General features: G+C 33.8%; 43 protein-coding genes and 1 tRNA gene. 36 read left to right on the top strand and 8 right to left on the bottom strand.

From position 1 onward, the window contains the following. Nucleotides 1–107 precede the first annotated feature (107 nt). A complete protein-coding gene (locus EKH84_RS07125; RefSeq protein ID WP_127065766.1) occupies nucleotides 108–311 on the bottom strand; it encodes a heavy-metal-associated domain-containing protein in 204 nt (67 codons plus the stop codon). Nucleotides 312–512: 201 nt separating this feature from the next. On the opposite strand from EKH84_RS07125, the gene EKH84_RS07130 reads away from it, so the two are divergent. Both EKH84_RS07130 and EKH84_RS07135 read left to right on the top strand, forming a co-directional pair. Then, entirely contained in the window at nucleotides 513–1,025 is a 513-nt protein-coding gene (locus EKH84_RS07130; RefSeq protein WP_127065767.1) for a sigma-70 family RNA polymerase sigma factor, read from the top strand. A 5-nt stretch (nucleotides 1,026–1,030) separates the two neighbouring features. Next, complete coding sequence (locus tag EKH84_RS07135; RefSeq protein ID WP_127065768.1) at nucleotides 1,031–1,909, top strand: hypothetical protein; 879 nt, start codon at nucleotides 1,031–1,033, stop codon at nucleotides 1,907–1,909. A gap of 106 nt (nucleotides 1,910–2,015) precedes the next feature. Here the strand turns inward: EKH84_RS07135 and EKH84_RS07140 are convergent, their stop codons facing one another. Beyond that, on the bottom strand, nucleotides 2,016–3,584 hold the full coding sequence (locus EKH84_RS07140; RefSeq protein ID WP_127065769.1) for a hypothetical protein: 1,569 nt from the start codon (nucleotides 3,582–3,584) through the stop codon (nucleotides 2,016–2,018). A 13-nt stretch (nucleotides 3,585–3,597) separates the two neighbouring features. Continuing rightward, complete coding sequence (locus EKH84_RS07145) at nucleotides 3,598–4,140, bottom strand: hypothetical protein (RefSeq protein ID WP_127065770.1); 543 nt, start codon at nucleotides 4,138–4,140, stop codon at nucleotides 3,598–3,600. A 726-nt stretch (nucleotides 4,141–4,866) separates the two neighbouring features. Here EKH84_RS07145 and EKH84_RS07150 point away from each other — a divergent pair. Further along, nucleotides 4,867–4,940: transfer RNA gene (locus EKH84_RS07150), tRNA-Arg, on the top strand. Nucleotides 4,941–4,994: 54 nt separating this feature from the next. On the opposite strand, the gene EKH84_RS07155 is transcribed toward EKH84_RS07150, so the two are convergent. From EKH84_RS07155 to EKH84_RS07165, 3 genes are read right to left on the bottom strand one after another with little or no spacing between them, the layout of a single operon-like run. Further along, complete coding sequence (locus tag EKH84_RS07155; RefSeq protein WP_127065771.1) at nucleotides 4,995–6,170, bottom strand: tyrosine-type recombinase/integrase; 1,176 nt, start codon at nucleotides 6,168–6,170, stop codon at nucleotides 4,995–4,997. A 13-nt stretch (nucleotides 6,171–6,183) separates the two neighbouring features. Further along, nucleotides 6,184–6,636, bottom strand: a complete 453-nt coding sequence (locus tag EKH84_RS07160; RefSeq protein WP_127065772.1) for an ImmA/IrrE family metallo-endopeptidase — start codon at nucleotides 6,634–6,636, stop codon at nucleotides 6,184–6,186. Between the two features lie 11 nt (nucleotides 6,637–6,647). Beyond that, a complete protein-coding gene (locus tag EKH84_RS07165; RefSeq protein WP_190283521.1) occupies nucleotides 6,648–7,058 on the bottom strand; it encodes a helix-turn-helix domain-containing protein in 411 nt (136 codons plus the stop codon). Nucleotides 7,059–7,264: 206 nt separating this feature from the next. Here EKH84_RS07165 and EKH84_RS22935 point away from each other — a divergent pair, with 206 nt between their 5' ends. The 5 genes from EKH84_RS22935 (at nucleotide 7,265) to EKH84_RS07190 (ending at nucleotide 9,060) form a co-directional block, all read left to right on the top strand. Then, nucleotides 7,265–7,465, top strand: coding sequence for a helix-turn-helix domain-containing protein (locus EKH84_RS22935; RefSeq protein WP_442861337.1), 201 nt, complete (start codon nucleotides 7,265–7,267; stop codon nucleotides 7,463–7,465). A 63-nt stretch (nucleotides 7,466–7,528) separates the two neighbouring features. Continuing rightward, nucleotides 7,529–7,735 (top strand): helix-turn-helix domain-containing protein, encoded by a 207-nt coding sequence (locus EKH84_RS07175; protein WP_190283522.1) that lies wholly within the window; start codon nucleotides 7,529–7,531, stop codon nucleotides 7,733–7,735. Continuing rightward, the gene (locus EKH84_RS07180) at nucleotides 7,732–8,568 is read left to right on the top strand and encodes a phage antirepressor KilAC domain-containing protein (protein ID WP_127065776.1); all 837 of its coding nucleotides are present in this window, start codon (nucleotides 7,732–7,734) and stop codon (nucleotides 8,566–8,568) included. Before EKH84_RS07175 ends, EKH84_RS07180 begins: the two co-directional genes overlap by 4 nt. Nucleotides 8,569–8,570: 2 nt before the next feature. Beyond that, nucleotides 8,571–8,894, top strand: a complete 324-nt coding sequence (locus EKH84_RS07185; RefSeq protein WP_127065777.1) for a hypothetical protein — start codon at nucleotides 8,571–8,573, stop codon at nucleotides 8,892–8,894. A 13-nt stretch (nucleotides 8,895–8,907) separates the two neighbouring features. Then, nucleotides 8,908–9,060, top strand: coding sequence for a BC1881 family protein (locus tag EKH84_RS07190; RefSeq protein WP_127065778.1), 153 nt, complete (start codon nucleotides 8,908–8,910; stop codon nucleotides 9,058–9,060). Here EKH84_RS07190 and EKH84_RS07195 read toward each other — a convergent pair. Beyond that, nucleotides 9,057–9,266, bottom strand: a complete 210-nt coding sequence (locus tag EKH84_RS07195; RefSeq protein WP_127065779.1) for a KTSC domain-containing protein — start codon at nucleotides 9,264–9,266, stop codon at nucleotides 9,057–9,059. The two genes, EKH84_RS07190 and EKH84_RS07195, sit on opposite strands and share 4 nt — an antisense overlap. A gap of 92 nt (nucleotides 9,267–9,358) precedes the next feature. On the opposite strand from EKH84_RS07195, the gene EKH84_RS22630 reads away from it, so the two are divergent. The 25 genes from EKH84_RS22630 to EKH84_RS07300 all read left to right on the top strand — a co-directional run bounded on the left by EKH84_RS22630 (nucleotide 9,359) and on the right by EKH84_RS07300 (nucleotide 20,533). Beyond that, complete coding sequence (locus tag EKH84_RS22630; protein ID WP_256372390.1) at nucleotides 9,359–9,493, top strand: hypothetical protein; 135 nt, start codon at nucleotides 9,359–9,361, stop codon at nucleotides 9,491–9,493. 90 nt (nucleotides 9,494–9,583) lie between these two features. Further along, a complete protein-coding gene (locus tag EKH84_RS21920) occupies nucleotides 9,584–9,730 on the top strand; it encodes a hypothetical protein (RefSeq protein ID WP_190283523.1) in 147 nt (48 codons plus the stop codon). A 92-nt stretch (nucleotides 9,731–9,822) separates the two neighbouring features. After that, on the top strand, nucleotides 9,823–10,104 hold the full coding sequence (locus EKH84_RS07200) for a hypothetical protein (RefSeq protein WP_127065780.1): 282 nt from the start codon (nucleotides 9,823–9,825) through the stop codon (nucleotides 10,102–10,104). Nucleotides 10,105–10,252: 148 nt separating this feature from the next. Next, a complete protein-coding gene (locus EKH84_RS21925; RefSeq protein WP_190283524.1) occupies nucleotides 10,253–10,429 on the top strand; it encodes a hypothetical protein in 177 nt (58 codons plus the stop codon). Further along, nucleotides 10,419–10,697, top strand: a complete 279-nt coding sequence (locus tag EKH84_RS07205) for a hypothetical protein (RefSeq protein WP_127065781.1) — start codon at nucleotides 10,419–10,421, stop codon at nucleotides 10,695–10,697. The genes EKH84_RS21925 and EKH84_RS07205 overlap by 11 nt, the downstream gene beginning before the upstream one ends. Next, nucleotides 10,697–10,951 (top strand): hypothetical protein, encoded by a 255-nt coding sequence (locus EKH84_RS07210; protein WP_127065782.1) that lies wholly within the window; start codon nucleotides 10,697–10,699, stop codon nucleotides 10,949–10,951. The genes EKH84_RS07205 and EKH84_RS07210 overlap by 1 nt, the downstream gene beginning before the upstream one ends. A 15-nt stretch (nucleotides 10,952–10,966) precedes the next feature. Then, entirely contained in the window at nucleotides 10,967–11,572 is a 606-nt protein-coding gene (locus EKH84_RS07215; protein WP_127065783.1) for an AAA family ATPase, read from the top strand. 3 nt (nucleotides 11,573–11,575) lie between these two features. Then, entirely contained in the window at nucleotides 11,576–12,109 is a 534-nt protein-coding gene (locus EKH84_RS07220; RefSeq protein ID WP_127065784.1) for an ERCC4 domain-containing protein, read from the top strand. Between the two features lie 20 nt (nucleotides 12,110–12,129). Beyond that, nucleotides 12,130–12,693: a hypothetical protein gene (locus EKH84_RS07225; RefSeq protein WP_127065785.1), complete on the top strand. Its 564-nt coding sequence runs from the start codon at nucleotides 12,130–12,132 to the stop codon at nucleotides 12,691–12,693. A gap of 9 nt (nucleotides 12,694–12,702) precedes the next feature. After that, a complete protein-coding gene (locus EKH84_RS21930) occupies nucleotides 12,703–13,392 on the top strand; it encodes a transcriptional regulator (protein ID WP_190283525.1) in 690 nt (229 codons plus the stop codon). 8 nt (nucleotides 13,393–13,400) lie between these two features. After that, nucleotides 13,401–14,945 carry an AAA family ATPase gene (locus tag EKH84_RS07235; RefSeq protein WP_127065786.1) on the top strand — a complete coding sequence of 515 codons (1,545 nt, stop codon included), beginning with the start codon at nucleotides 13,401–13,403 and terminating at the stop codon, nucleotides 14,943–14,945. Nucleotides 14,946–14,956: 11 nt separating this feature from the next. Beyond that, nucleotides 14,957–15,166, top strand: coding sequence for a hypothetical protein (locus EKH84_RS07240; protein ID WP_127065787.1), 210 nt, complete (start codon nucleotides 14,957–14,959; stop codon nucleotides 15,164–15,166). After that, the gene (locus tag EKH84_RS07245; RefSeq protein WP_243118652.1) at nucleotides 15,156–15,539 is read left to right on the top strand and encodes a DUF3310 domain-containing protein; all 384 of its coding nucleotides are present in this window, start codon (nucleotides 15,156–15,158) and stop codon (nucleotides 15,537–15,539) included. The genes EKH84_RS07240 and EKH84_RS07245 overlap by 11 nt, the downstream gene beginning before the upstream one ends. A gap of 2 nt (nucleotides 15,540–15,541) precedes the next feature. Next, the gene (locus EKH84_RS07250) at nucleotides 15,542–16,021 is read left to right on the top strand and encodes a hypothetical protein (protein ID WP_127065788.1); all 480 of its coding nucleotides are present in this window, start codon (nucleotides 15,542–15,544) and stop codon (nucleotides 16,019–16,021) included. Between the two features lie 23 nt (nucleotides 16,022–16,044). After that, nucleotides 16,045–16,554, top strand: coding sequence for a hypothetical protein (locus EKH84_RS07255; RefSeq protein ID WP_127064956.1), 510 nt, complete (start codon nucleotides 16,045–16,047; stop codon nucleotides 16,552–16,554). A gap of 34 nt (nucleotides 16,555–16,588) precedes the next feature. Next, nucleotides 16,589–16,741, top strand: a complete 153-nt coding sequence (locus EKH84_RS21935; protein WP_190283593.1) for a hypothetical protein — start codon at nucleotides 16,589–16,591, stop codon at nucleotides 16,739–16,741. After that, the gene (locus tag EKH84_RS07260; protein ID WP_127064955.1) at nucleotides 16,738–17,019 is read left to right on the top strand and encodes a hypothetical protein; all 282 of its coding nucleotides are present in this window, start codon (nucleotides 16,738–16,740) and stop codon (nucleotides 17,017–17,019) included. Before EKH84_RS21935 ends, EKH84_RS07260 begins: the two co-directional genes overlap by 4 nt. A 24-nt stretch (nucleotides 17,020–17,043) precedes the next feature. Next, complete coding sequence (locus EKH84_RS07265) at nucleotides 17,044–17,439, top strand: beta-sandwich lipoprotein (protein WP_127064954.1); 396 nt, start codon at nucleotides 17,044–17,046, stop codon at nucleotides 17,437–17,439. Nucleotides 17,440–17,621: 182 nt separating this feature from the next. Further along, nucleotides 17,622–17,843 carry a hypothetical protein gene (locus EKH84_RS07270; protein WP_127064953.1) on the top strand — a complete coding sequence of 74 codons (222 nt, stop codon included), beginning with the start codon at nucleotides 17,622–17,624 and terminating at the stop codon, nucleotides 17,841–17,843. A 32-nt stretch (nucleotides 17,844–17,875) separates the two neighbouring features. Then, entirely contained in the window at nucleotides 17,876–18,751 is an 876-nt protein-coding gene (locus EKH84_RS07275) for an aminotransferase V (RefSeq protein ID WP_127065789.1), read from the top strand. 501 nt (nucleotides 18,752–19,252) lie between these two features. After that, nucleotides 19,253–19,453, top strand: a complete 201-nt coding sequence (locus tag EKH84_RS07280) for a hypothetical protein (protein ID WP_127064951.1) — start codon at nucleotides 19,253–19,255, stop codon at nucleotides 19,451–19,453. Nucleotides 19,454–19,477: 24 nt separating this feature from the next. Continuing rightward, on the top strand, nucleotides 19,478–19,744 hold the full coding sequence (locus EKH84_RS07285) for a hypothetical protein (protein WP_127064950.1): 267 nt from the start codon (nucleotides 19,478–19,480) through the stop codon (nucleotides 19,742–19,744). 16 nt (nucleotides 19,745–19,760) lie between these two features. Further along, on the top strand, nucleotides 19,761–20,003 hold the full coding sequence (locus EKH84_RS07290; protein WP_127064949.1) for a hypothetical protein: 243 nt from the start codon (nucleotides 19,761–19,763) through the stop codon (nucleotides 20,001–20,003). Nucleotides 20,004–20,005: 2 nt separating this feature from the next. Beyond that, complete coding sequence (locus EKH84_RS07295; protein WP_127064948.1) at nucleotides 20,006–20,299, top strand: hypothetical protein; 294 nt, start codon at nucleotides 20,006–20,008, stop codon at nucleotides 20,297–20,299. A gap of 24 nt (nucleotides 20,300–20,323) precedes the next feature. Beyond that, the gene (locus tag EKH84_RS07300; protein WP_127065790.1) at nucleotides 20,324–20,533 is read left to right on the top strand and encodes a hypothetical protein; all 210 of its coding nucleotides are present in this window, start codon (nucleotides 20,324–20,326) and stop codon (nucleotides 20,531–20,533) included. Here EKH84_RS07300 and EKH84_RS07305 read toward each other — a convergent pair. Further along, nucleotides 20,526–21,230 (bottom strand): DUF4145 domain-containing protein, encoded by a 705-nt coding sequence (locus EKH84_RS07305; protein WP_127065791.1) that lies wholly within the window; start codon nucleotides 21,228–21,230, stop codon nucleotides 20,526–20,528. The two genes, EKH84_RS07300 and EKH84_RS07305, sit on opposite strands and share 8 nt — an antisense overlap. Nucleotides 21,231–21,374: 144 nt before the next feature. On the opposite strand from EKH84_RS07305, the gene EKH84_RS07310 reads away from it, so the two are divergent. The 3 genes from EKH84_RS07310 (at nucleotide 21,375) to EKH84_RS07320 (ending at nucleotide 23,670) form a co-directional block, all read left to right on the top strand. Further along, on the top strand, nucleotides 21,375–22,340 hold the full coding sequence (locus EKH84_RS07310; protein ID WP_127065792.1) for a tyrosine-type recombinase/integrase: 966 nt from the start codon (nucleotides 21,375–21,377) through the stop codon (nucleotides 22,338–22,340). Nucleotides 22,341–22,699: 359 nt separating this feature from the next. Next, on the top strand, nucleotides 22,700–23,104 hold the full coding sequence (locus EKH84_RS07315; RefSeq protein ID WP_127065793.1) for a hypothetical protein: 405 nt from the start codon (nucleotides 22,700–22,702) through the stop codon (nucleotides 23,102–23,104). A gap of 146 nt (nucleotides 23,105–23,250) precedes the next feature. Further along, nucleotides 23,251–23,670, top strand: coding sequence for a phBC6A51 family helix-turn-helix protein (locus EKH84_RS07320; protein WP_127065794.1), 420 nt, complete (start codon nucleotides 23,251–23,253; stop codon nucleotides 23,668–23,670). The last annotated feature ends 4 nt before the right edge of the window (nucleotides 23,671–23,674 follow it).

The raw sequence follows: 23,674 nt of genomic DNA on the forward strand, positions 1-23,674 counted from the left end.
GGACCTATGAAACTAGTGTAAACCTCTAGATTCATAGGTCTTTTATTCATTAGATTTTATAAATATTAATTATACCATAACCCCTGCTTTAATATGAAATAAATGAGTTATTGGATGGAAAAGCCAGTAGATTCAATACAATGTTTTATTTCATTTTCAGAAGTAGCTTCATTATAGCCAACCTCAATAGAACCGCGTCCTAAGTCCACATTAATCATTTGAACGCCATCTAATTTACCTAATGCGTTTTTAAGACTAGTTTTTGAAGTGGAATTTTGTAAACCTGACACAGAACAATGTACTTTATTCATAATGTACTCCTTTCAAAGTAATAGATTAATATTCTAAAATAGTATGTCCCTCGTATCGTAAGTTTAGTATGAAAATGAATTGTAAATATAAAAATTAAAAACAAGGGCAGATAAAAATTGATACATGAACGATGAAACTATTACGCATACTAGAGTATCTAATAATAGGGGAAAGGAATACCTAATAGTGAGGTGAGAAAGATGGAGGATGAGCTACTGATACAAAGAGCAAAGAGAGGCTGTAATGAAAGCTTTGAAAAGCTTATTAAAGACAGGGGAGAAAAGATGTATAAACTTGCGTATAGCTATGTAAAAAATGAAACCATAGCGCTAGAGGTAGTTTCAGAAGCAACATTTAAAAGTTACATCCATATCCATAAAGTAAGAGAAATACAATACTTTGATACATGGCTTTGCAAAATTGTAATTAATGAAGCTTTAACAAGGATTAAGAAAGAGAAAAAACTTATTTCTCTAGAAAGCCAGCATGAACAGATAGAACCAACCACACATAAAGGTTTAGAGGAAAAAGTAGATTTATATGATGCCTTAGAATACTTAAAAGAAGAAGAAAAGGAAATAATTACTATGAAATATTTTGGAGACGTGACCTTTACCCATATTGGACAGGCTTTAAATAAGTCAGAAGGTACAGTTAAAACCATACATTATAGAGCACTGAAAAAAATAAAGAAAATTTTAGAGGGAGGCTAAAATAGATGGATTTAAAAGATTATGATTATATTTCTGTTCCGAAAGAATTAAATGCAGCTATTGAAAAGGGGATTAATAGAGGGATTACTTATAAAAAGGATAAAGAAGGACATAAAAAATGGAGGCTAGTGGTGGCAACTATTATAATTGTAGGAGGACTAACTACTACTGTAGCCAATGTTCCTATTTTAGCTAAAGAGCTTGTTAAAATTCCTGTAGTAGGAGAACTTATTAAAATCTTAAATTTCACAGGCAGCATCGCAGAAGGTGGGGTTAGAAATGATGGTTTATATATTAATGTAGATAGTTATGAAGAGGAGAGCATTGATCTTTACTTTACCAGAAACAATAATCTTGAATCAGATGTACCAGTTTATGAATTTACGTATCATCAGTATCCCTACGAACTTGAAATGAAATTACAAGGAGTAAGAGGCTTTGACATTCAAGCGGTAAAAGCAAAGCTGGAACAGCTACCTTTAGTAAAAGATGTGTATAATATTATTACCTTAGATGATTCGAGTTATCATATTGTGGTTGCTTTTAAGGAAAATGTGGCTGTACAAATGGAGGAGTATAAGAATCCCGGAAGACTTCATATTACAATGACTAGAGAAGAAGTTAGAGAAAATACAACACCCCGATATTTTGTGCAAAGTGAAACTTATGCTAATAATGAAGCAATGGCCTTATCTAGTGAGAGTTTATCAGCAGATTACCCGCATCATATTCAAAAAACAGACCAAGGGAACTTTGTTTTAGAATTGGGACCTTATGAAACAAAGGAAGAAGCTTTAACTTGGTTAAAGGCATTAGAAGAAAATCAAGAAATCGCAGTTAAATGGCATATTGCCAAACGAAAAATAGGTCAAAGTCCAAAGTAAGTAGTTAGTACCAGAAGAATTAACAAATACAAAAAAATCAACCACCAGTTTAAATGATGGTTGATTTTTTAGGTTGCTGGCAAAGAAATTGCCAATAAGTTGTATTTTAGTATAAGTCGATACCACCTAAGATGATGGAACCAGATGAGCTAATACCTTTTAAAGTAATGGACTCAATACCCCTAAAATCTAGATTGCTAAAGTTTGAAAGTGGAATGATTTGTGTGCTTAATGGTGTATAATATTTAGCCTTCCAATAAGGGCTGAAATCATCCATGCCTTCAAATACGTTGACGATAGGCGTAGCAATATATCTTAAAGCGGAATCTTTAAGTGCATCAAGCTTATAGCTTGCCTTATGCCCATTCATATCTAATAATTCAATTTCAAAAGCAATAGGCGTACTATCATCATTAAGTAGGACAGTCGGGTTATTTGCCATATATAAAGAAAGATAGTTAAAACTGGTAAAATCCATATTTTTCATAGGAAAGGTAAGCTCTAGCGCATTGTCTTGCCAAGAAATACGATAAAGCGGCATATTTTCACTTAAAGCATAGGGATGATTAAAGGGTGCAATTGTATCTTCTGTTGGCACAATACTCATCTCTGCATACTCTACTAATAAGTTCGGCCTATTTTCCTTTAAAGCTGCAAGGTTTTTGTTAGGAGTAACAAGTTTTTTCTCTTCTGGTAAACGAATAGAAGGCATAAAGTCCACAGGATATCTAGGAGGAGCTACATTACCTAGTGTTTCAATTAAATCTGTAGTAGTCATATTAAAATTAAAATGGTTTAGAAAATCTGTAGCGTATTGCTTAAGAAAATCTTGTTGCTCAGTAGGTGTGATATAGGTGACATTTTCATAAGTGAAAAGAACATCTCTGCCTGCTAATTCAGTATTAAATTGACCATGATCACCACCATATAGGAAAGCAGAAGTTATAGGCGTTTTACGATTAGAATCTAAAAGATAAACATAGTTAAAGACTTCAACTCCATTTAAAGTCGCTACATCACCGTCGTATTGAGGAAGGATAATACCAGTTGGTATATCTGTATAAGCTTCTTCGAGTGGAGAATTGAAGGGTGGTGCCACTAAAAGAACAGATTGTACAGAAGAGTTACCTTGCTCCTTTAAAGTTTTAGTAAGATGTAAACTATTGTCACCACCTCGAGAGTGACCAATAAAATTGATTTGATCTAAGTTAGCTTTTCCTGTTAGGTCATATGAAAAGATTTTTTCTCCACTATTAGCTTTTTCTAAGAGTGAGTAATAGTCCTTAAATATATTATAAGCACGGTCTGATTCAATACCCTCTATAGGTTCCAAGCTATAAGCCCTATTCATATTAATAGAAATAGCTAAATAGCCATTTTCAGCTAGATGACGAACAAGATATTCAAAACCTTTGTAGTATCTAGTTTCAGTAACATCTTCTACAGGATGTGCGCCATGTAAAATAAATACAACAGGGTTAGTATCTCCTTTAGGAATACCAAGAAGGCCGTCTAGAGGATAGGAAATCTCAGTATCTTGTTCAAATGTGGAGCTTTCGCCTAATTGGAAGTCGAGAAGTGTGACACCTTCTGGCTTTGGAAGTGCTTTATTGCAGCCAAAAAGTAAGTTACAAATCAGTGCAATCATAATAAGATAAGTGAGTGTTTTTTTCATAGAAAGCTACCTCTTAAAGTTTATAGAGTTCAATGATTAGCGCACCATAAACACTTCTTAATGAAATACTAGTACCATCATTTTCCCAGAGTGCTTCATTAAGGCCATTGGCTTCTTCACCATTATCTTGTTTAGTAGAACTAGGTTCACCTAGAAGAGAAGTTAACTTAGAGGACCAGGCTGAGAAATCATTATCAGGTAAGTAAATCGATAGCAAACTAAGTTTTTCTGCTTCATTCATAGCTACTGAAGCTGTTACTTCAGTATCTAAGAAAGTTAAAGTATAATCACGAGTTAGTACGGCTTTTGTAGCTTCTGATAAAGAGGGTTCACCTTCACCCAATGCTTCAACCACAGCGGAATCAGATTGACCCATTAGTTTAATAATGGCGTGAAGTTCTGAAGTTTGCGTATTAGTTTCAGTATTAGGTTTTTTAGTAGTAATTGGAGAAGTTGTAGGTTCTGGTGATGAGGTAGATGAATTACATCCAGATAATAAGACTCCTGTAACTACTAAAGTTAAAGTACCTAATGCATAAAATTTATTTGTTTTCATAATAAGTTCTCCTTGTTTTTTTGTAAGTGTTTTACATTCGTTAGATAAAGGAGAAAGAGAAAAAGTTTCAAAAAGATAGTTGGGAATAATAGCAAATTTTTATTTTAGGATTAGAGCATGTCAACTTTGGTCGTTTGCTTCATAGTATGTTATAGAAAAATATTTTAGATAGTATAAAAGGATGTGATTTTATGGCAATTACTACAGTGAGCAATATAGCAATAGCTGACCCATATAAAGAGATTTCCTTTTTTATATTTTGGGATGAAGTCATAGTATAATGAGTAGCTTTAATGCAATTTGTAATATGATGGCTTGAGTTATTGCATAAAGATAAGATTATATAAAGTTGCTCTTTTTTTTGAGGAGAGGAATGTAGAAAGAGATATGATGGGAGTGTAAATGATGGCATCCTTCTTTAAGCTCAATGCATTTAATAGTAAAAGTCCCATTACTATAAATCCAATTAATAAGTTCTAGATTTTCTATATCTCGATTTGAATTGTTTTTAATCTGGATAAAGAATATAGTCTCTTTACAACAACACCCTTTAATAAGCTTTTGGTATATTTCTAAAGTAGGTGGTTTCTCTACATATATTGTTAATTCAGCTGTTTGAGTATATTCGTTTATTAATAGAAAAGTTGCTGTGTGACAACAAGAAAAATAGACTAGGTTATCAACCATTGCAACTCAATACTATTTATGCTAAAATATGATAGATATGCACGCGTAGTTCAGCTGGATAGAGCGTCTGACTTCGGATCAGAATGTCGTGGGTTCGAATCCTACCGCGTGCGTAGGGTTACGGTAGTCGTATGGTGGTAGTGACACCTATTTGACACCTACCGTAGCTATAAAAGGTTTTTGAAAAGGTCGCTTTGCACTTGTGCAGCGGCTTTTTTGTTTTCTTCCTGTACATGTACGTATATATTGTATGTGATTTCAATAGAGCTGTGACCAATCCAATATTGTACTGTTTTTACAGGTACATTTTCTTCTATCATGCGTGTAGCAAATGTATGTCTAAGGGCATGAAACCCTATTCCGCTTAACCCTATTTTGTTGCATATAGAATAATGTGTTCTCTGTATATTTCTACTAGATAGTGGAGTTCCAACCTCGCTACAGAATACAAGTTTCTCTTTGTTAAATTCATCTTTGCCTAGTTTTAATGATAATTTATCCTGAGCAGTTTTGTGAGACTTAAGCATTTTTACAATTTCTTGTGGAATAGGGATTGTTCTTAGTCCACTACTAGTTTTTGGGGGTTGCTTAAGTAATTTCCAATACGGTTCTTTTTGGTCGTGCATCCTAACTTCTTTATAGCTAAACTCAACTTTAATTTCTCCTTTTTTAAAATTCACATGATCCCAATCTAAGGCCATTAGTTCTCCCATGCGCATACCTGTAAATAAGCAGGTTAAAAACAACGGTTTTAAACGAGTGCTCTCAAGCTGTTTCATATATTCTGATTGCTCTTGTCGAGTTAGTGCTCTAACATCTTTAACTTGTTTTTGAGATTTAGGCATATTAACTGCATCCATTGGATTTTTAGGTATTAAATCATTTTTAACTGCATTACTAAAGAACATATCTAGTAGCATATGCATTTTTTTGATATAGCTTTTAGATAGACTGGATTTTGAATTTAAAAACTTTTGAAGATGAAATGATTTGATATCTTTTAACTTCATTGTTCCTATTGAGTCGTTGTTTATATGTCTCCTTAGTATTACTTCATAGGAATCATAAGTACTTGGCCTAACAGAGCTTTTTACAAATTCATTAAGATAAGTTTTACCCCACTGATTCAAAGTTATTATATCATCTCTAACATATCCACCATTTATGGAGATATCATTTTGAAGTGCAAGCATTTTTTTTCTAAGCTCATCCCTATCTCTGTCATAAATATATTTCTTTTTTTGCACACCATTTTCATCTAATCCAATAGTTATAGCTCCACACCATCGCCCATCTTTCCTTAAAAAGATAGATCCATCACCATTGGCATTTTTCTTAGCCATATAAATCAACTCCTTAACATATTTGTTCTAGCTGAGTCCTAAGTTCGTTCATTATTTTAATAAACCCTTCGTCTTTTTCGGTAATTTCTTTTGAATAAATACAAAACATTTCATCATTCAAGACTTTTAATTCTTTTAAAAGAATGGCACCGCAATAATTTGCTTCATTCTCTATTTTTGCAGTACTCATAAGTGTATGTGTTTTATAAAATGCACAATTTAATTTAGTGTGAAGTATTGCATGTGAAATTTCATGAGCCAAAACAATTTTTTTATGTGCTTCTGATAAGTTGCAATTCAAGAGTATCAACTTGTTTTTTACTACATAGAAATAAAATCCACCCATTTCACCTAAATCGTCCTCTAACACTGTTATATTTAAGAAGTCAGCAAGCTCATATAAGTCACCAGTTTTAAAGGATTTGAGTATACGATTTATTTTGTTTAGAATAAATTGATTATTCAATCCGGATCCCCCTACTTTTTGTATTTTTTAGGTGTATACTTCTCCTTATTTTTAATTTTTAATATTTCTAAAGCATTACCAAGAGCATTTTTTAAAAGCATCCTATCTGTTTCAGACATTTCATCTCCATAAAATAGAGGTGCATTTGTGCCATCATTAAGATCTCCCATAATTTTATCTAGTGTTTTTGCAACATCTCTTTTATCTTTATCGGTAAGAGTTTTTACGTCTTCGTACATTAGATAATTAGGATCTACATTTAGAACATTTGCAAGTTTAACGATATTCTCTCTCCCTGGTTTCTTTTTATTTGACTCATACATTGATATCATAGAAGCTGTTATTCCAATAGATTCTGCTAATTCTTGTTGCTTCAACCCACGGTTTTCTCTAAGGTCTTTAATTTTTTGACCTAAGTTCATATTTGACACCTCTTTCAAAAATATAAATTTAGGTATTGACATATTACCACAGGTTAAGTTAATATATAACTACAAGAAACAAAGGACTTCCCCAAGTACATATATTTCTTGTTGTAATACAAATGATTAACCTATAGTTAATTTACCTACATTTATTATAATAATTTACTGTAGGTTAATTGTCAACATTTTTTTTAAAGAAAGGAGTGATTTTTCTGAACTGGGTTAAATTAGGAGAAAGGATTAAGAAATCAAGAGAAAATAAGGGGCTATTACAAAGCGATATCGCTAAATTACTAGACGTATCTCCATCATTTATTTGCCAACTAGAGAGTGGGAAAAAGAAAATGTCATTAGATAATCTGATTAAACTAGGAAAAATTTTAGAGATTGATATTTTAGAATAATTTTTTTGTTATCAACTTAACCTGTGGTTATGTTAAATGATAACTTTTAGAAATGAGGATGCTATGAATTATGAAATTATTGATCAAGATGGAATTGAATGTCTATCTCCATTAGAAGTTAGTAAGTTATTAAAAGTATCAAAAACAGAAGCCTATAACATATTCCATAGTGATGGGTTCCCAAGCTTTAGACTAGGCGAAAAAAAGCTTAGGGTTATAAAAAAAGATTTTATAACATGGCTTAAAAATCAGAAAGGAGAAACAGCATGAACAAGCAAATGAGTAGTGCATTAGAACAAGGAGATCAAACAGAAGTTATTTTAAAAGGTGCCGATGGACAAGCAGGCATTAGCATTACAAGTTTAGAACTAACACAATTGATTAATCAGTTTAGAAAAGAAGAAGGTAATACAACGGATAAAAGACATGACGTTCTTCTTAGGGACATTAGAAGCGAAATACAGGCATTAGAAAACGCAAATATCAACGCCCACAATTTTGTGGAGGTTAGTTACAAAGATGGCAAAGGTGAAACAAGACCTTGCTACTCACTAAATAAAGCCGGTGTTCTTCAAATGCTCAACAAAGAATCAGCAGTTGTAAGATTTAAGACAACACAGTACATAGAGAAGCTAGAGAAAGAAAACAAAACACTTAAGAAAGACTCATATATGATTGATGATCCAGTAGAACGTGCTAAGGCATGGATTAAAGAGCAAGAGGAGAAAAAGGTTATTGAGCTTGAAAATGCTAAAAATAGAAAGCTGCTAGAAGAACAAGAACCGAAAGTAGCCTTTGCAAATGCCATAACAGCTTCTAAGAATTCTATATTAGTTCGTGAGCTTGCTAGGTTAATATCTCAAAATGGTATCAAAATAGGCGAAAGAAGTTTGTATACGTGGCTAAGAGAAAATGGTTACGTTGAAAAAAATTCTACTAAGGCTACTCAAAAAGCTATTAATTTAAAGGTGCTTGAACTTGTTGAAAGGATTAATCAAGACAAAGAAGGCAACTTGCATACCAACTTTACTACATATGTTACACCAAAAGGACAAGCTTATTTTATAGGTAAATTTTTAGAGAATAGAGAAATGAGGGTATAGGAATGAAAAGAGAAGTGATTGAAAAAGTAGTAGAGAAAGCCGTTGAGTGTAATTTTATAAGCCTAAGTGATTGCAGCTTATCAAAGGATGAACGTAAGCAAGAAATTATTGAAGTTATTAAGCGTGATATTGATGAAGAAAACAAGAAAGCTATTGAAGCTCTAGTAAATGAATTTGGTGAATATATTCTTGAAGCGGCTGAATATACAACCACAGATGATTCAACAGGTGAAAAAAGACCCCTAACAATAGCAGAAATGGCAGAACTTATTTATGGAGAGTACTGGAGAGTTCAAGGGGAAATTAGTGAGATTGTTAATGAATAGGAGGAGTAGAACCATGAAAGAGAATAACTTAAGTCGGTTTACAACAAAAGAGTTAGTTGAAGAATTGTCAAGAAGAGAAGGTATAGAAAAAACAATTGCTGAACCATATAAAGATGTTCAGGTAAAGGTGAATGGCCCAGCAATTATATTGGTGGTTATAGATTAGATTTGTCTATATTGGTATCTGCCCTTGATATGGTGAGCTAAGTAGCTACCGTGAGAAGAAGCATTCATTAAAGCTGAGTATTCATTACTAGGAACATTATAGTATTGATATACACCACCAGAATTAAAAGCTACTTCAAGAGTAGATGTAGATGGATCATAACCAATAGATGATATGTTGCTAGAAGAAACAGGAGTTCTATTCATATCTTGTACCACCTTTCTTTTGTATTTCAGCTCTGCCAAGCTGATAAATAAATTTTAACACAATTCTAATAATTAACAAAGGAGTTGATCTAATGCTTAGAAAAGCTTTAATGCTAGACGAGTTTAAAGAGCTATGTAGAGGAGAACCAAAGCTTGAGATTTTAGCGGACGTTTTAGCAGGTGTTACATCATTCGTATTTATTTTTGTACTGGCGGTGCTGCTATGACATGGGAATACATATTAGCTTTATCAGCAATCTTAATCACATCTTGGAAAGTTGGACAACCTTTAATTGCCAAAAGGGAGATGAAGAAACGTGAAAACAATTAAGCCTAATGAGCTTGCAGAAGCAAGTAATAAAAAATTAGCAAAGCTTATCAAAGAATCTAAGCAATCTAAGAGGTTTTATGAAACTAAGCCGAGCAACAATAAACCTAAAGTAAGAGTGAGAAGATTTGACTAAAAAGAAAAAGCATTACTTAAGCGCCAACTTAAATAATGCGTACAAGAAAAAATTCATTTAATTTATTATGCCACAAAAAGGAGCGTGGTGCAATGAGAGATATTAATAATTTAATAAACGAATTAACTTTAGCTGAAGAAGATTTTTTAAAGTATTTGCTTGATGAGTTAATAAAAGCGCAAAATTATAAGTTTTTTATAGATGCAAAGCAGTTGAGAAAATTAGGATATACAAACGACATTATTAAAAGCACAATAAGACTTTTGGCAGTAGCAGAGATAGCCAAACACGGCAGAGAAAACCGAAAGAAGTATGTTCAAGTTGGAGGACGTAAAGGCTTTGAAAAATTAATAAAAAGGCTAGGGGTGAGGTAGATGGACAGCCCTTGTAGATATTGCTCTGACAGTGGCTATTGGTGTAGAGGGCCATGTAGAGATAAAGCTAAGTACATAAACTGGTTAAACAATGAAAGACAAATAGTTATAGACATAAATAAAAATGGAATAAGAAGGGAGAATACATATGCCTACGATAGACGAGAAAGCAAGCGTAACAAACGAAGCAGAACAGCAAGAAGTATTTAATATGTTTGCAGCTAACATGGTGAATATAGATATTTGCAGAGCTACAGGCTTAACTTACAACCAGGTTAAAGATTATCGTAAATGCTATGAAAAGAGGTGCCATGGTGAAGCTTAGTACACAGCTAGAGATATGTAGGAATCAAAATGCCATTAAAATGTTAAAGGCAAAGAACAGGCAACTTAAGCGTGTTGGTAATACACACATAATTATTCATTTAGAAACTCCTAGAGAGCTAGATTATCAAGCTAACTACATGGGTGCATGTGATTGCGGATGCCATAAGGACTTATACAAAGGAATGAGCGTAATAATGCATGGCGATAGAATGATACATATTGATTGCTTAGAAGCTTATTTAAAGCGTAATTTGGTGGTGCTGTAATGGGTAAGGTAATAGAAACATTATGCTTGAATGGGCCTAATGCTGGCATACATAAGCTAGAACTTGACTACACACAAGAGCAAGAGGATGAAGCTAAAAGAAAGCTAGAAACTAAGATTAACGGTGTTATTTATGCTGGGTGGTGCAGAGATTGCAACACACTTATAGTTAAAGGCCAAGAAGCATATTTAAAGAATGTAGATGGCTTAGGCAAATTGCAAGTAGATGTTTTTCATAAGCATTGTTTGTATTAGAAGGGACGTGGTTTGATGGGAATACCAGTAATGGTAATGGGTCCAAGTGGCTCAGGTAAAAGTACAAGCTTAAGAAATTTTGAAGAAGGAGAAATTGGAATTTTAAATGTAGCAAGTAAGCCGCTTCCATTTAGAAAGAAATTGCCAAAGGTTGACAATGCTAGCTATCAAAAAATATATAAGGCTCTAAAGGCTCCTACACTTAAATCTTATGCAATAGATGATAGTCAGTATTTAATGGCATTTGGCATGTTTGACAGGGCCAAGGAAACAGGCTACGGAAAGTTTACGGATATAGCGCTAGACTTTAAAAACTTGCTTACATATATCATCACAGATACACCAGCAGACGTAATTGTTTACTTTTTACATCATACAGAAGTTGATGAAAGTGGGAGAATAAAAGCTAAAACGAGTGGGAAGATGCTAGATAATCAGCTAACTGTAGAAGGATTATTCAGTATTGTATTACTAGCTCAGACAGATGGATCTAATTATAAGTTTATTACTCAAAGTGATGGTTATACCACAGCTAAGAGTCCTTTAGAAATGTTTGATAAAGAAATAGATAACGACTTAAAGCTGGTGGACAAAACAATTAGAGAATATTGGGAGCTTTAAGGGGTGGTTAGCATTTACAAGTATACAGAAAAAGAAATAAAAGCAATAGTTGATACTGCTGTGATTCTTGTAGATACAAGAGAAAAAGAAAACAAGCATATCACAGATTACTTTAATCAAAAAGGAATCAAGTGGGCCACCGAAAAGCTAGATTATGGAGATTACAGTATAAGAATAGAAAGCCCAGCAGCTTATCGAGATTTATACCTAACAGACATTATCACTATTGAAAGAAAGGCTAATTTAAACGAATTAAGTGGCAATCTCACTCACAACAGAGATAGATTTGAGTCAGAATTTGAACGTTCTAAGGGCAAGATTTATTTGCTAATAGAAAATACAAGCTTTGATGATATTGAGAGAGGTAATTATGGCACTAAGTTTAATAAAAAGGCATTTAGAGCCAGCTTGACCAAGTTTGAACATAAGTACGACTTACATGTTAACTACTTAAAAGATACTACAGCTAGTGGATACTGGATTTACACAACTCTAACAGGTTGTTTAATCGAAAAATTAAAACAAGGACTATTTTAAATAAAAGGAGATAGATAACTATGAAAAAACCAAACAACTATGACAACACAGCAGTACAAGGAGCATTTGAACCACTTAAATTAGGTGGACATGTTTGTAAGATTATTAAGCTAGAAGAAACAAAGAGCAGTACGGGTAAAGATATGCTTAAAATAGCGCTAGATATTGCAGAAGGTGAACAAGCTGGCTATTACAAAAAACAATTCGATTCAGACACAAGGGCTGATAAAAAATGGGGTTGCATGGTTTATGTTGTAGTTGAAGATAAAGACGGAAATACAAGCACCGGATTTAAGACATTCTGTGACTCAGCAGAAAAGTCTAATGGTGGGTTTGCTATTAAGTGGGGTGAGGACTTTGGTCCACAGTTTAAAGGCAAATTAGTTGGCGGTGTATTCGGTAGAGAGGAATACAAGAACAACAACCAAGAGCTTAAGTTCTCTACTAAATGTCGTTATTTTGTGACTGTAGACAAGGCACGAAAGGGTGTTGATGCTCCAAAGGATAAATTATTACAAGGAGTAATTCATGATCGTGATATGGCGCCAACTAATAATGAGGAAGAGGATGACATGCCATTTTAGGAGGTAATTATGGAAGGATGGGTAAGATTACACAGAAAACTTCTTTCCAGTAGCGTTTTTGAAAATGAGAAGCTTTTAAAGGTATTTATATGGTGCTTATTAAAGGCTTCTCACAAGGAACGCGAACAAGTTATTGGACTCAGTAATATAGAGCTTATACCTGGACAATTTGTTACTGGAAGAAAGAAAGCAGCAAGTGAATTAGGGCTAAAAGAAAGCACTACAGACAACTACTTAAAAGCATTAGAAAAACTAAACATAATATCAATGAAAATGAACAGCAAATATAGAGTTATAACCATTGAAAATTGGGAGATATACCAATCAAGAGAAGAAGATGTTGACAGCAAAATAACATCAGATGAACAGCAAATTGACAACAAAGTGACAGCAAATAAACAGCAAGTTGACACAAACAAGAATTTAAAGAAAGAAAAGAATAATAATATATGTCGTTTCACTCCTCCTACTCTTGAAGAAGTACAACTTTATTGTGGCGAGAGAAATAACGGAATAGATGCACAAAGGTTTATTGATTTCTATTCTTCTAAGGGATGGAAAGTAGGAAACACAAAAATGAAGGATTGGAAAGCAGCTATTAGAACTTGGGAAAACAGAAATAAGAAATCAGAACCTGCTGTATCTAATAACGCTGTTAACTTAGATCAAAACGGATATATGCCAATTGACGCAATGTAGGTGATTAGATGATTTTAGAAGATAAGCATATAGATAGTGCCGTAGCTTGTGGTCTATATGGTTGTACGGATACAGGGCAAAAATTGCTTGTTAATTGCTATGATGATATGGATTTTGACAAAGGACTACGATATAGCAAGTCTATAGATTATCTTAGTAACAAAGCAAAGGTAGGTATAACGCACAACCCTTTGACATTTGAACGGCTTTCACCTTTCCCAATGGGGATACATAGGTGTAATGAAGATAGAAGTGTACTTTATATAACAACAAATGAGTGGGATTTATTAACCATAGCCCAAGTAAGACCACTTGAATACAACGTTATAGCTTTGATTGATAACTTAGATGAATATGTGTCTATAAGCAATGCATTTGATTTTATACACGAGTTTAACAGAGTGGTGTTAATTAATACATCCGACACTCAAAGATGGCTATACGAAGCAAATAAACGCATATGTAACGACAATGTAGAAGTTAAAACCATAAGTCTTAGCTACTTGCGAGACTGCAGGTCTGTAAATGAGTTTTTAGTCAAGTATGGTGAAGAAGCTACAAGCGATATGTTGGCGGCACTAATGACTGATTTAGAAGATGTAAGCATACCTGGTGTAACTGATATATCAAGCGTGAAGTCAGAGGATAAGACTAAAATACGGAAGTATTTCACTCAAATAGACATGATAGATGGCAAAACTGGAGGGCTTGAAAGTGGTGGCTTATGGCTAATAACAGGACATACAGGAAACGGTAAAAGTGAATTTGCAATGCAACTAAGTTTGAGCGTAGTACAACAAGATGGCAAGGTGTTTTATTACGCTGGTGAAGAAACAAAGGAAAGGTTTTTAAGTAAGCTAGAGCTTAAGCTTGCAGATCAAAAAGACATAATTAAGACTCCAAGAAAACTGTATGGTGGAAGGTATTCAGCATTTGATTTTGATTACTCGGTTACATATGAAACAGATCATCAAATTAAGAAGTGGCTTAAAAATAAATACTTTATATTTGATGGGCAATTCAAGAAAAACAACCTAGTAGAAAGTGTAATTGAAATGCTAGAGGGTATGCATAAAGAAAAAGGTGTAACAGTGTTTTTCTTAGATAACCTTATGACTTTAACATGCGAAATAGAAACCCAAAAGCTCAATTCCATACAAACAGAATTAACTAATGCTCTGGTGCAGTTTTGTAAAAACTATAATGTTACAGTTGTATTAATAGCACATCCTAATAAATCTAGCGAATTAGACATACAGAATAAAGACGTATCAGGATCATTTAACGTAGTAAACCTAGCCAGTGTAGTAATTACAGTTAGAAGGGCAACGGCAGATGAAATGCAAAAGGCAGAAGCTGGTGGACAACATATTTATAACAGTTATATTAGCTGTACAAAGGATAGGCCTACAGGAGATACGTTCAGAATAGGAGCTGACTTTGATACTGTTAACAAGATATTTATAGCAGGAGCCAGACCACAATATACATGGAAACCAGAGCAAGTTGAAAAGATTAAACAGCAAATAAGACAAGAAAAATTTCCATTCTAGAAGGTGGTTAGATGCTAAAAGAAAGACAAATGTTTGATGATGCTTATAAGTGGCTAGAAGAAAACTATGACAATACTGACTTTGATAAGTTGGCACAGGAGCTGCCTACTATATGCAACAGATATAAAGGTAGTGGCTTATGGCAAAGTCTAGTTTATGCAGTGCTAGACCACTTAGAAGCTAAGGCAAAGTATGAAAGGAGCAAGATTGATGAAGGTTAGATGTATTAATAGCATTCCTATAGTTGGCATAAATGAAAATAACATATATGAAGTTTTAGAAGAATACCCAACATTATATATGATACTTAATGATGGGAATCTTCCTGTTAGTTTGAGTAAGTCTAGGTTTGAAGTAGTAAAAGAGTCGTTAGATGACAATGTTAATCACCCGAGCCATTACACGCATGGCAAGTATGAATGCATAGATATATTACAAGACATTACAAGCGACCTGCAAGGCTTAGACGCTATATGCACAGCTAATGCAGTTAAGTATTTGTGGCGCTGGAAGCACAAAAACGGTGTAGAGGACTTAAAAAAGGCAGTATGGTATATTAACAGGTTAATCGAAGAAAACAGTAAGGGGGTGTAAATATGCCAGCACGCAACCCTAATAGAGCAAAAGAGGGGATTATTATAGCGAGGTACATAATTAATAACAAATGTACACTAAAGGATGCAAATGAAGCCTTGTTTCCCAACATATCTGTTTTTGCAGCACAACAAAGGCTTGAATTAGTTGAAGGAACAGATGCAGAGCTATACAACACAGCTAAGAAAGCACAAAAGATGGCCGTTAAGATAGCAAAGTCAGATAAGACTAAGCTAAAAGAAAAACCATGTCAAGAGCTGAAAATAGAGTTAGATGAAGCAGTTATTAAAAGCAAAAGTAGGATTGCATGGCTTAAGGATAACATCAAGTCAGGGCAAATAGTTGACTACAAAATAAGCTACGACAACGCAGTTGAAATAGAGGTAACAAGGACATTCGACAATTACTTCTACGGGAAAATTAAAGGGTACATGGAAGAGTGTTACTACTATCAACATATAGTTAAGGTTGTTAAAAGTTGATTTTTATTAAGGGAGGTATAAAGGTGAGCTATAGCATTTATATTGGTAAAGCTATTATTTCATATAGCAATGAAGAAGGAGACGCATATGTAAGCGTTGAAGCCGAAGGAGAAGTAAATGAAGAAGCGCCTAACTTCGGGTATGGAGATATTAGTGGTCAAGGCAATGGGAGACATCCTGGATATTCTCAAATGGCTAATTTTTGTAGAGAAACAGGGCTTTATAATCTGTTTTATGATAAAGAGGATGGCATATTAAGGCATCATCCTGGTTGCGTACCGCTTGAAAAAAGGCATTTAAAGGCAGTAGTTACAGCAAAAGAAAAATGGGAATTAGATTATCCGGAATGCAAACAAAAGATACCATATGAATATACAGAACCAGAAAACTATAAAGACATGAGTTGGAATGAACGAGAAACGTATGAAAAACAGCAAGGATTTGACTGGTTTTACGCTAGACTTATTTGGTATGAGTTTTGGATGAAGTATGCATTAGAGAAATATGAAATGCCAGTTATTAGCAATACATAGAACAAAGTGTTTTTTGTTGATAGGGGGAATGAACGTGAGTTGTAGATGTGCAAAGCAAACGGATGAATGGCATGGATGGGAATGCAGCATTACAGAAGGACCTTGTATGTTTCTATATCCTAGCAGCAAGGCTTGTGCTGAAGAATACGGAGAAGGGCCAGATGCTTGCGAGGAGGAAGAGGAATGATTGATAAAGAAATGTTTGAACTTATTAAATCAGTGGAACCAGGCGCAAACATAGAAATAGATATTAAAGCATTAGATGGTCTAATTACACTAATTGGCAAGTATAAAGGTGGTTTACAACAAGAAGGTTTTTACAATCCTAAAAGTGGTGGATGGAGTTGCTATGAAAGCGAAGGTTGGGAACCTTGCTATGAATTCTATTTCCAAGAAGAAGGCAAGCGAAAAATATACATAATGCAAATAGGCTGGAAGGTTGAAGCAATAAGGATAATAAAATAACTTTTTTAAACGGAGGAAAATAAGATGAAAAAAATAATAGTAGTGGTAGCAGCAATGTTAATAATGGCAACAGTATTTGTAGGGTGCCAAACAGAATCACAAAGAGTATCGTACAACCTATCACAAGAAGCTGATAACTTTAATGTGATTAGACAGCTTACAGTAATTAATTGTATTGAAGGTGATGTGCTTTTTCAAATGACCGGGAAAATGTCTATAACAGCAGATGCAGCAGACAATCAGTTAGAAGTTATTGTAGAAGATGAAAATGGGTATTATCAGAAACACTTCGTAGGGCTAAGTGATAATGTTACATATGTAGTAGAGCAGCTAGGCGTAAAGAATGTATCAAAATACAAATACACTCTCAATTATAATCCTAAGATGTGGATTCCGGTGGATGTAAAGACTATTGATTAATAGAAATGCAGATAAAATTTTTTGATAGTAGCACAAAAAGGCACTAGAAAATACTAGGCCTTTTTGATAAAAATATACTCGAAACTCTATCCCTAGACAAGTATATATGGAAGTTAATTAGGAGACAAGCGGAAGATAAAGGAAAATTGAAGTACAAATTAATCTTTTAAGAAGGTGAGAGTATGAATTATAGATGTACAGAAGGGTTTCAAGTTCAATTAGTAGATGATGATGGATTTGAAATTGAGAATGAAAGCTTTAGTGTAGATAAAGGTAGCGAATGGTTTATTGAAGATTATATTGAAACATGGGATGAAGTTTTTCTGAGACAGTTAGAAAAAGATAAGTACGGTTATATAAAGATTAACAAAGATACATTAGATAGTTATTTCGAGGAGTTTTAAAATTGACTTTTGTTTAGGTAGGAAGTGAGGGCATGGATAACAATAAGATCTTAGAGCAAAGGTTAAAGATGCCTTTAGCCTGGAAGATACAACATACAGTTGAAACAATGGCTAGCTGGTCACATGATGGAGCGTACATAAGTTATAGTGGTGGTTTAGGTTCAAGGGTTCTAGTTGATATATACCATAAAAATAAATCAGAAATGAGCCCTATGCCTATAGTATTTGTGGATACAGGATTAGAGTACCCAAGTGTAAGAATGATGGGATTAAAGTATGCAACAATAACTTTAAAGCCTGATATGTCTTTTAAGCAAGTACTAGAAAAGTATGGTTATCCAGTAGTAAGCAAGGCACAGTCTTTAGCAGTATACAAACTAAGGCATAACAATTTAACTGACAAATACAGAAATAAGTTACTTCATGGAGATGAAAAAGGAACAGCAGGCAAGCTTAGTGAAAGGTGGAAAATACTTTTAGATGCTCCTTTTGAAGTAAGTAATAAATGTTGTGACGTGATCAAGAAGAAACCTTTTCATAAGTTTGATAAAGAGACAGGTTTAAAGCCCATAACAGCAGAAATGGTAGGAGAAAGCAGAAATAGACGTGATCTATATGTAAAGCATGGTTGCAAGATGCATAGCTTAGAACATCCTAAATGTGTTCCTATGGCATTTTGGACAGACCAGGACATACTAACATATGTTAAGACAAACAATATAGATTATGCAGAAGAATATGGAGATATAGAGTGCCCTAATGGGGCAAATGTTTTACAAGTGGAGAGGATAGGACTGGATGCATGTTTTGCTTATACGGTATTCAATTTGAGCCACCATGGGATAACAGATTTACAAGAATGGCTAAGAATCATCCGAAGATTTATGACTATTGTATTAATAAGTTAGGATTGGGCGAAGTAATGGACTACATGGGAATAAACTACAAGCCTTATCCAGAGCAGTTAAAGCTATATTAACAAAATGAATTTTTAAATACTAATGGCCCCAATAAGGGGCCTGGAAACTTAGTTAGAGATTGAATAAATGTCTGTTGGCATAAGTATAATCGTTACATTATTAATATATACCTAAATATAAAGTTTATGCGTTAAAAGGTGAGATGCTTTTAAATAAAATAAGCCCCTAGATATAGGGCATGGTGGAGAGTAATGGATTAAATATATAGTATTTTACAAGTAACATATAGGGCAGCTATAAATACAGCATACAGAAAAAGAAATTCATATTTTCTAAAAATATCTAGATTCATTGCTACACCTCCATTTAATAATAATTATTATATTTATAATATTACAAAAATTATATTTAATAAATGTAGTTTTTTGTAAAAGTAATCAAGTTTATAGGAAAGTACATCAAAATAAGAATTTGAAAGGGTGCGTTTAAATGAATAAGAAAATAAGAATTGTAGATGAAAAAACAAAAAAAACTATAGCAATAATTGAGAATGAAAGATTTTCAAGATTACCTATGATTAGTGAATATGTAGCATATGGAACATCTTTCTATGAGATTATAGGGGTGTTGCATGGATATGAGGAAGACCAACTTTATGTTGAAACACTAGATAATGTATTAACTAATTAAAATCAGAGTTTGGAGTGAGAGAAAATGAAGATAGATAGAAGAGACTTAGTCCTACCTATAGAGCTAGGAGAAACACTTTACTATGCTGATAATGAAATACAAGAAGTGGTAGAAGTAAATGTAAGAGAGTTTCATATCACAGGTGGATGTATACTTATATATTGCTTCGTAGCGAATAAACCATATAAATATAAGAAAAAGCGAGTAAGTATAACATTCAATTTAGAATGTGAGCAACCATTATTTAAAACTGAATGTGAAGCATTAGAATGTTTAGTTAATAAAATATAAGTTTGGAGGGATAAAGTTGAGTAAATTAATCAGAGAAAACTATTATCAGGATGGGTTAGTTAAATATGAATGCACAGAATGTGGACTTGAATTTATTGTAGGGGCAGATTTATCTGGTAGTTGTAAACACATAGGTTGTCCATATTGTGGAGCTAGAGGAGAACATGCTACACAGGCAGTAGCTGTTATGAGAGAGGAAATGCTGGATGAACTTGGCTGTATGGGAATTTATTATGATTTAAACACCGAGGAGGAATAAGTATGAAAGATGCAATACAGTTTGCAATAGGTGGAATAAAGTGTGATAACCCAACATGTGATTATATGGATCAGTCAGTGGAACTTAAGGATTATTCTAATTGGTTAAACAAGCCATGTCCTAAATGTGGGAGTAATTTATTAACACAAGCTGATTATGACAACGTAAAAGCAATCGTTGAATTAGCTGACATTATGAATAAATCAATAGGGCCAGTAGCAGATGATAACCCAACTTCAACAGCTACGGTAAGAATGAATGGAACAGGCAAGGTTGAGATAGAAATAGGTGAATAAAATCTGATTTTTGGAGGGATTTAGATGGAACACTTAAATACGAATATCGTAAGGATAGTTGAGACAAGTTGTATAGAATTAGATTTATTAGGAAAAACAATAACCCACAAAACTAAAGGTAAGGGAGTTGTTGTGGGTTATAGCTCAGTATCAGGAGAACCATTTGCTTTTTTCTATAATGATCAACACATTACAGATAGGGTATGTTGTTTCTCGCATGATGAGATTATTTAGGAGAAATAGTTTCTGCATCTTTTGTAATAAGTATCATTGAAATGAAGTATACAGTGGCCGTGATGAAGCTTTTCATATCAGAAACGTCTCTATCTTCCTGTTTTCTTACATAGTGAGCTTCATCATTACCAATCCAAGCAGACTTTTCCGCTAATGTTTTGATTCGTGGATCATCAATATAAGTTTTGATACAAGGACTAAGCAACATGGATTTTATTTTTGCTTCATCATCAGGATGTTCAGAAATTGCAAAATCTTTTATTAGAAATTCTAATGACTTTCTATATCCTAGTCCAGCAATTTCATCTAATGATGCACATTCAGCAGCTAAAGCTTGATTGTATATTTTTACGAATGATGGAGATAAGTTGCCAATATGCTCATCAAATGATTTTTCTTTAAAGCGATTTGGTTCACAAATTGGCGGTATACATGAAGAAAATCTCTTATAGCCATCCATTCTAGTGTCATTTGCATCACGCTTCACAATATAATCTGATAAAAAAGTAGAACTACATGCTGTACAGTAATTCAATACAGATGTATGATATTCGCCATTATCTTTTCTGAAGAGTGTTGAAGATAGATTACGTGGAGAAATATGAGCCTTGCATATAGGACAACTTGTCACTTCTAAGTAGCTAAAAGTATAGTCTAAAGAATCAACTAGATTTATAAGTTTTGTAGTTCTTTGCATAATTTCACCTCCTCTCTATAAGTAGTTTACTACATGTTGATTGGAGAGTAGTATATAATATTTATAATCATCAAACAAATTCGACTTTTAGACTAGTGGTAAACATCTTGGGGACGTTAACTATAACTAGTTAGGAGCAATAAAATGAGCAGAGTATTATACACCAAAGAGCGGTGGGAGAACGTACTAGATATTAACAAACGTTTAATGCAGCAGTATTTAAGGAATTGTAAGGCAGATAGAAAGGGAGAGCGAACAATAAGGGAGTATGGCTATGATCTACGATTTTTCCTTTGTTGGAACTTATTATCTAACGACAATATGAGCGTTTTGGATTTTAAGAAAAAGCACTTTAATGAATTCAAATTTTTCATGGTGGAAGAACGTAACGCAAGTAATGCTAGAATCAATCGTCTGCTATCAGCAATAAGGACCATGATGAGCTATGCTGAGGATGATGATGACGAGTATGAAGAGTACTTTAGAAATCCGGCAGCACGTATAAAAGGCTTAGAAAAGAAACCCGTCAAAGAGAATGCTTTCCTAAGCCAAACACAAATTGACCTATTAAGGTCACATCTGTTAGAGCATAAGATGTACCAGCATCTATGCCTATTAGATATCCTATACGATACAGGGGCACGTGTCAATGAAGTATTACAAGTTAGAGATACAGAAACAGCACATAAAGGATTTTTAAAGGTTATATGTAAAGGCGGAAGTAGTGAATACATACTACTACATAAACATGCCAAAGAAAGCCTAAAGTTACACCTTGGTGTTAAGAAGCCAGGCGAAGCATTTTGGCAAAGTAGGTATGGTCCAGCTAAAACCACTAGCACCTTGCGAGGATGGGTAAATGATATGTGCAAAATACTTAAGAAACTAGATCCTAGCACACCATACTTTACACCGCATAGCTTTAGGCATACCTTTTTACAAAACACTACGGATGGAACACATTACCTATGTAAAGAAATAGGCAGACCATTCACTATGGAAGAGGCACAAATGTTAGCTCATCATAAGAGTATCGACATGACTAAAAGCTACTTGAAACCTCGTGACAATGAGTTAATTTTCGGACTGTTTGGAATCAAAATCGCTTAGAATATTTATTTATATTTACTTATAATTATTCATTTAAATAGCTACTAAAATGCTGTAAAAATGGCTCAAAAATAGAACAGGTTTTTTAACAACAAAACTGCTAGTTTTATAACAGCAAAAGTAACAGCAAAACTGTACGAAAAGTAACAGCCTTTACACTATGACTATCAAGTAGTTATAGGCTACTACATAACAGCAGAATGACAGCAAAAGTAACAGCAATTACAACAACAAAGTAACAGCAAAACTGCATCAAGTTGAACAGAAAGTTGACACAAACAAGAATGTAAAGAATAAATAATAAAATAATATGTGCATTTCATGCACGCTTTTTATAAAAATTGTGAGGTGACTTATATTTGACTATTAAACAGAAATTGCAAAGATATGCAAACTTACTAGACCAAGCAAGAGAATTAGAATATAGAATAGCAGAAATAAAAGAGCGCATGACTAGCGTAAGCAGTACTAACTTTGATAACATGCCTATATGCCATGGGGATAATGATAAGCTTACAGAAGCATTATGTAAGTTAAAAGACCTAAGAGATAAGTATATTGAATTATGGGGGAAAGTAGCCGAGGAGGAGTTAGAAGTAATAGACATGATTAGCAAGCTAGACTATCAAGAACAGAAGCTAATAAGATTGCATTACATTGATTGTAAGCCGTTAGAAGAGATATCCTGCATATTAGGATATACATACAGGCATACATCTAGGATATACAAGAGAATCTATGAAAAGCTAGAAAAGATGTCCTAGCATGTCCTATGCATATATGCTAGTATTATATTATAAAGAATCTAGCAAGAGCTAGTGAAGATCTATTTAATAAATATCTAACTAAACAATAGAGGTACTCAATCGCAGAGTATCTCTTTTTATTTTGCAGAAAGGAGCGTGAGCAAATGCCAAGACAATACAAGAGAGGATACAGACAAGATAGACCACGTAATGCAGACGGTACGTTTGCTTACTGTGAAGAGTTAGATCAGAGACAAAAGGATATGATTGTAGAGTTACTTACAAACGGAGGACATAAGACTAAAGCGTGTGAGACATTAGACATTCCAAGGTCAACATTATACAAATGGTTTGATGATGAAAAGTTTATGAAAGCTTATAAGCAAGCGTGTGAGAGATTATATCAAGATGGATTATCAGAAGCATTGAGAACTATGCTAAAGCTTATGAGGTGTGAGGATAGTCGTACGGCTTTGAAAGCTGCTGAGGATATCGTCAAGCTGAATGGATACTTAGACACGAAAGTGGACGTTACGCAAAACCCTAGCGAAATTGTTATCACACTGGCGGACAGTGAGTCCTAATAGT

Source organism: Cellulosilyticum sp. WCF-2 (assembly GCF_003990395.1).
In the GTDB taxonomy this organism is placed as follows: Bacteria; Bacillota; Clostridia; order Lachnospirales; family Cellulosilyticaceae; genus Cellulosilyticum; species Cellulosilyticum lentocellum.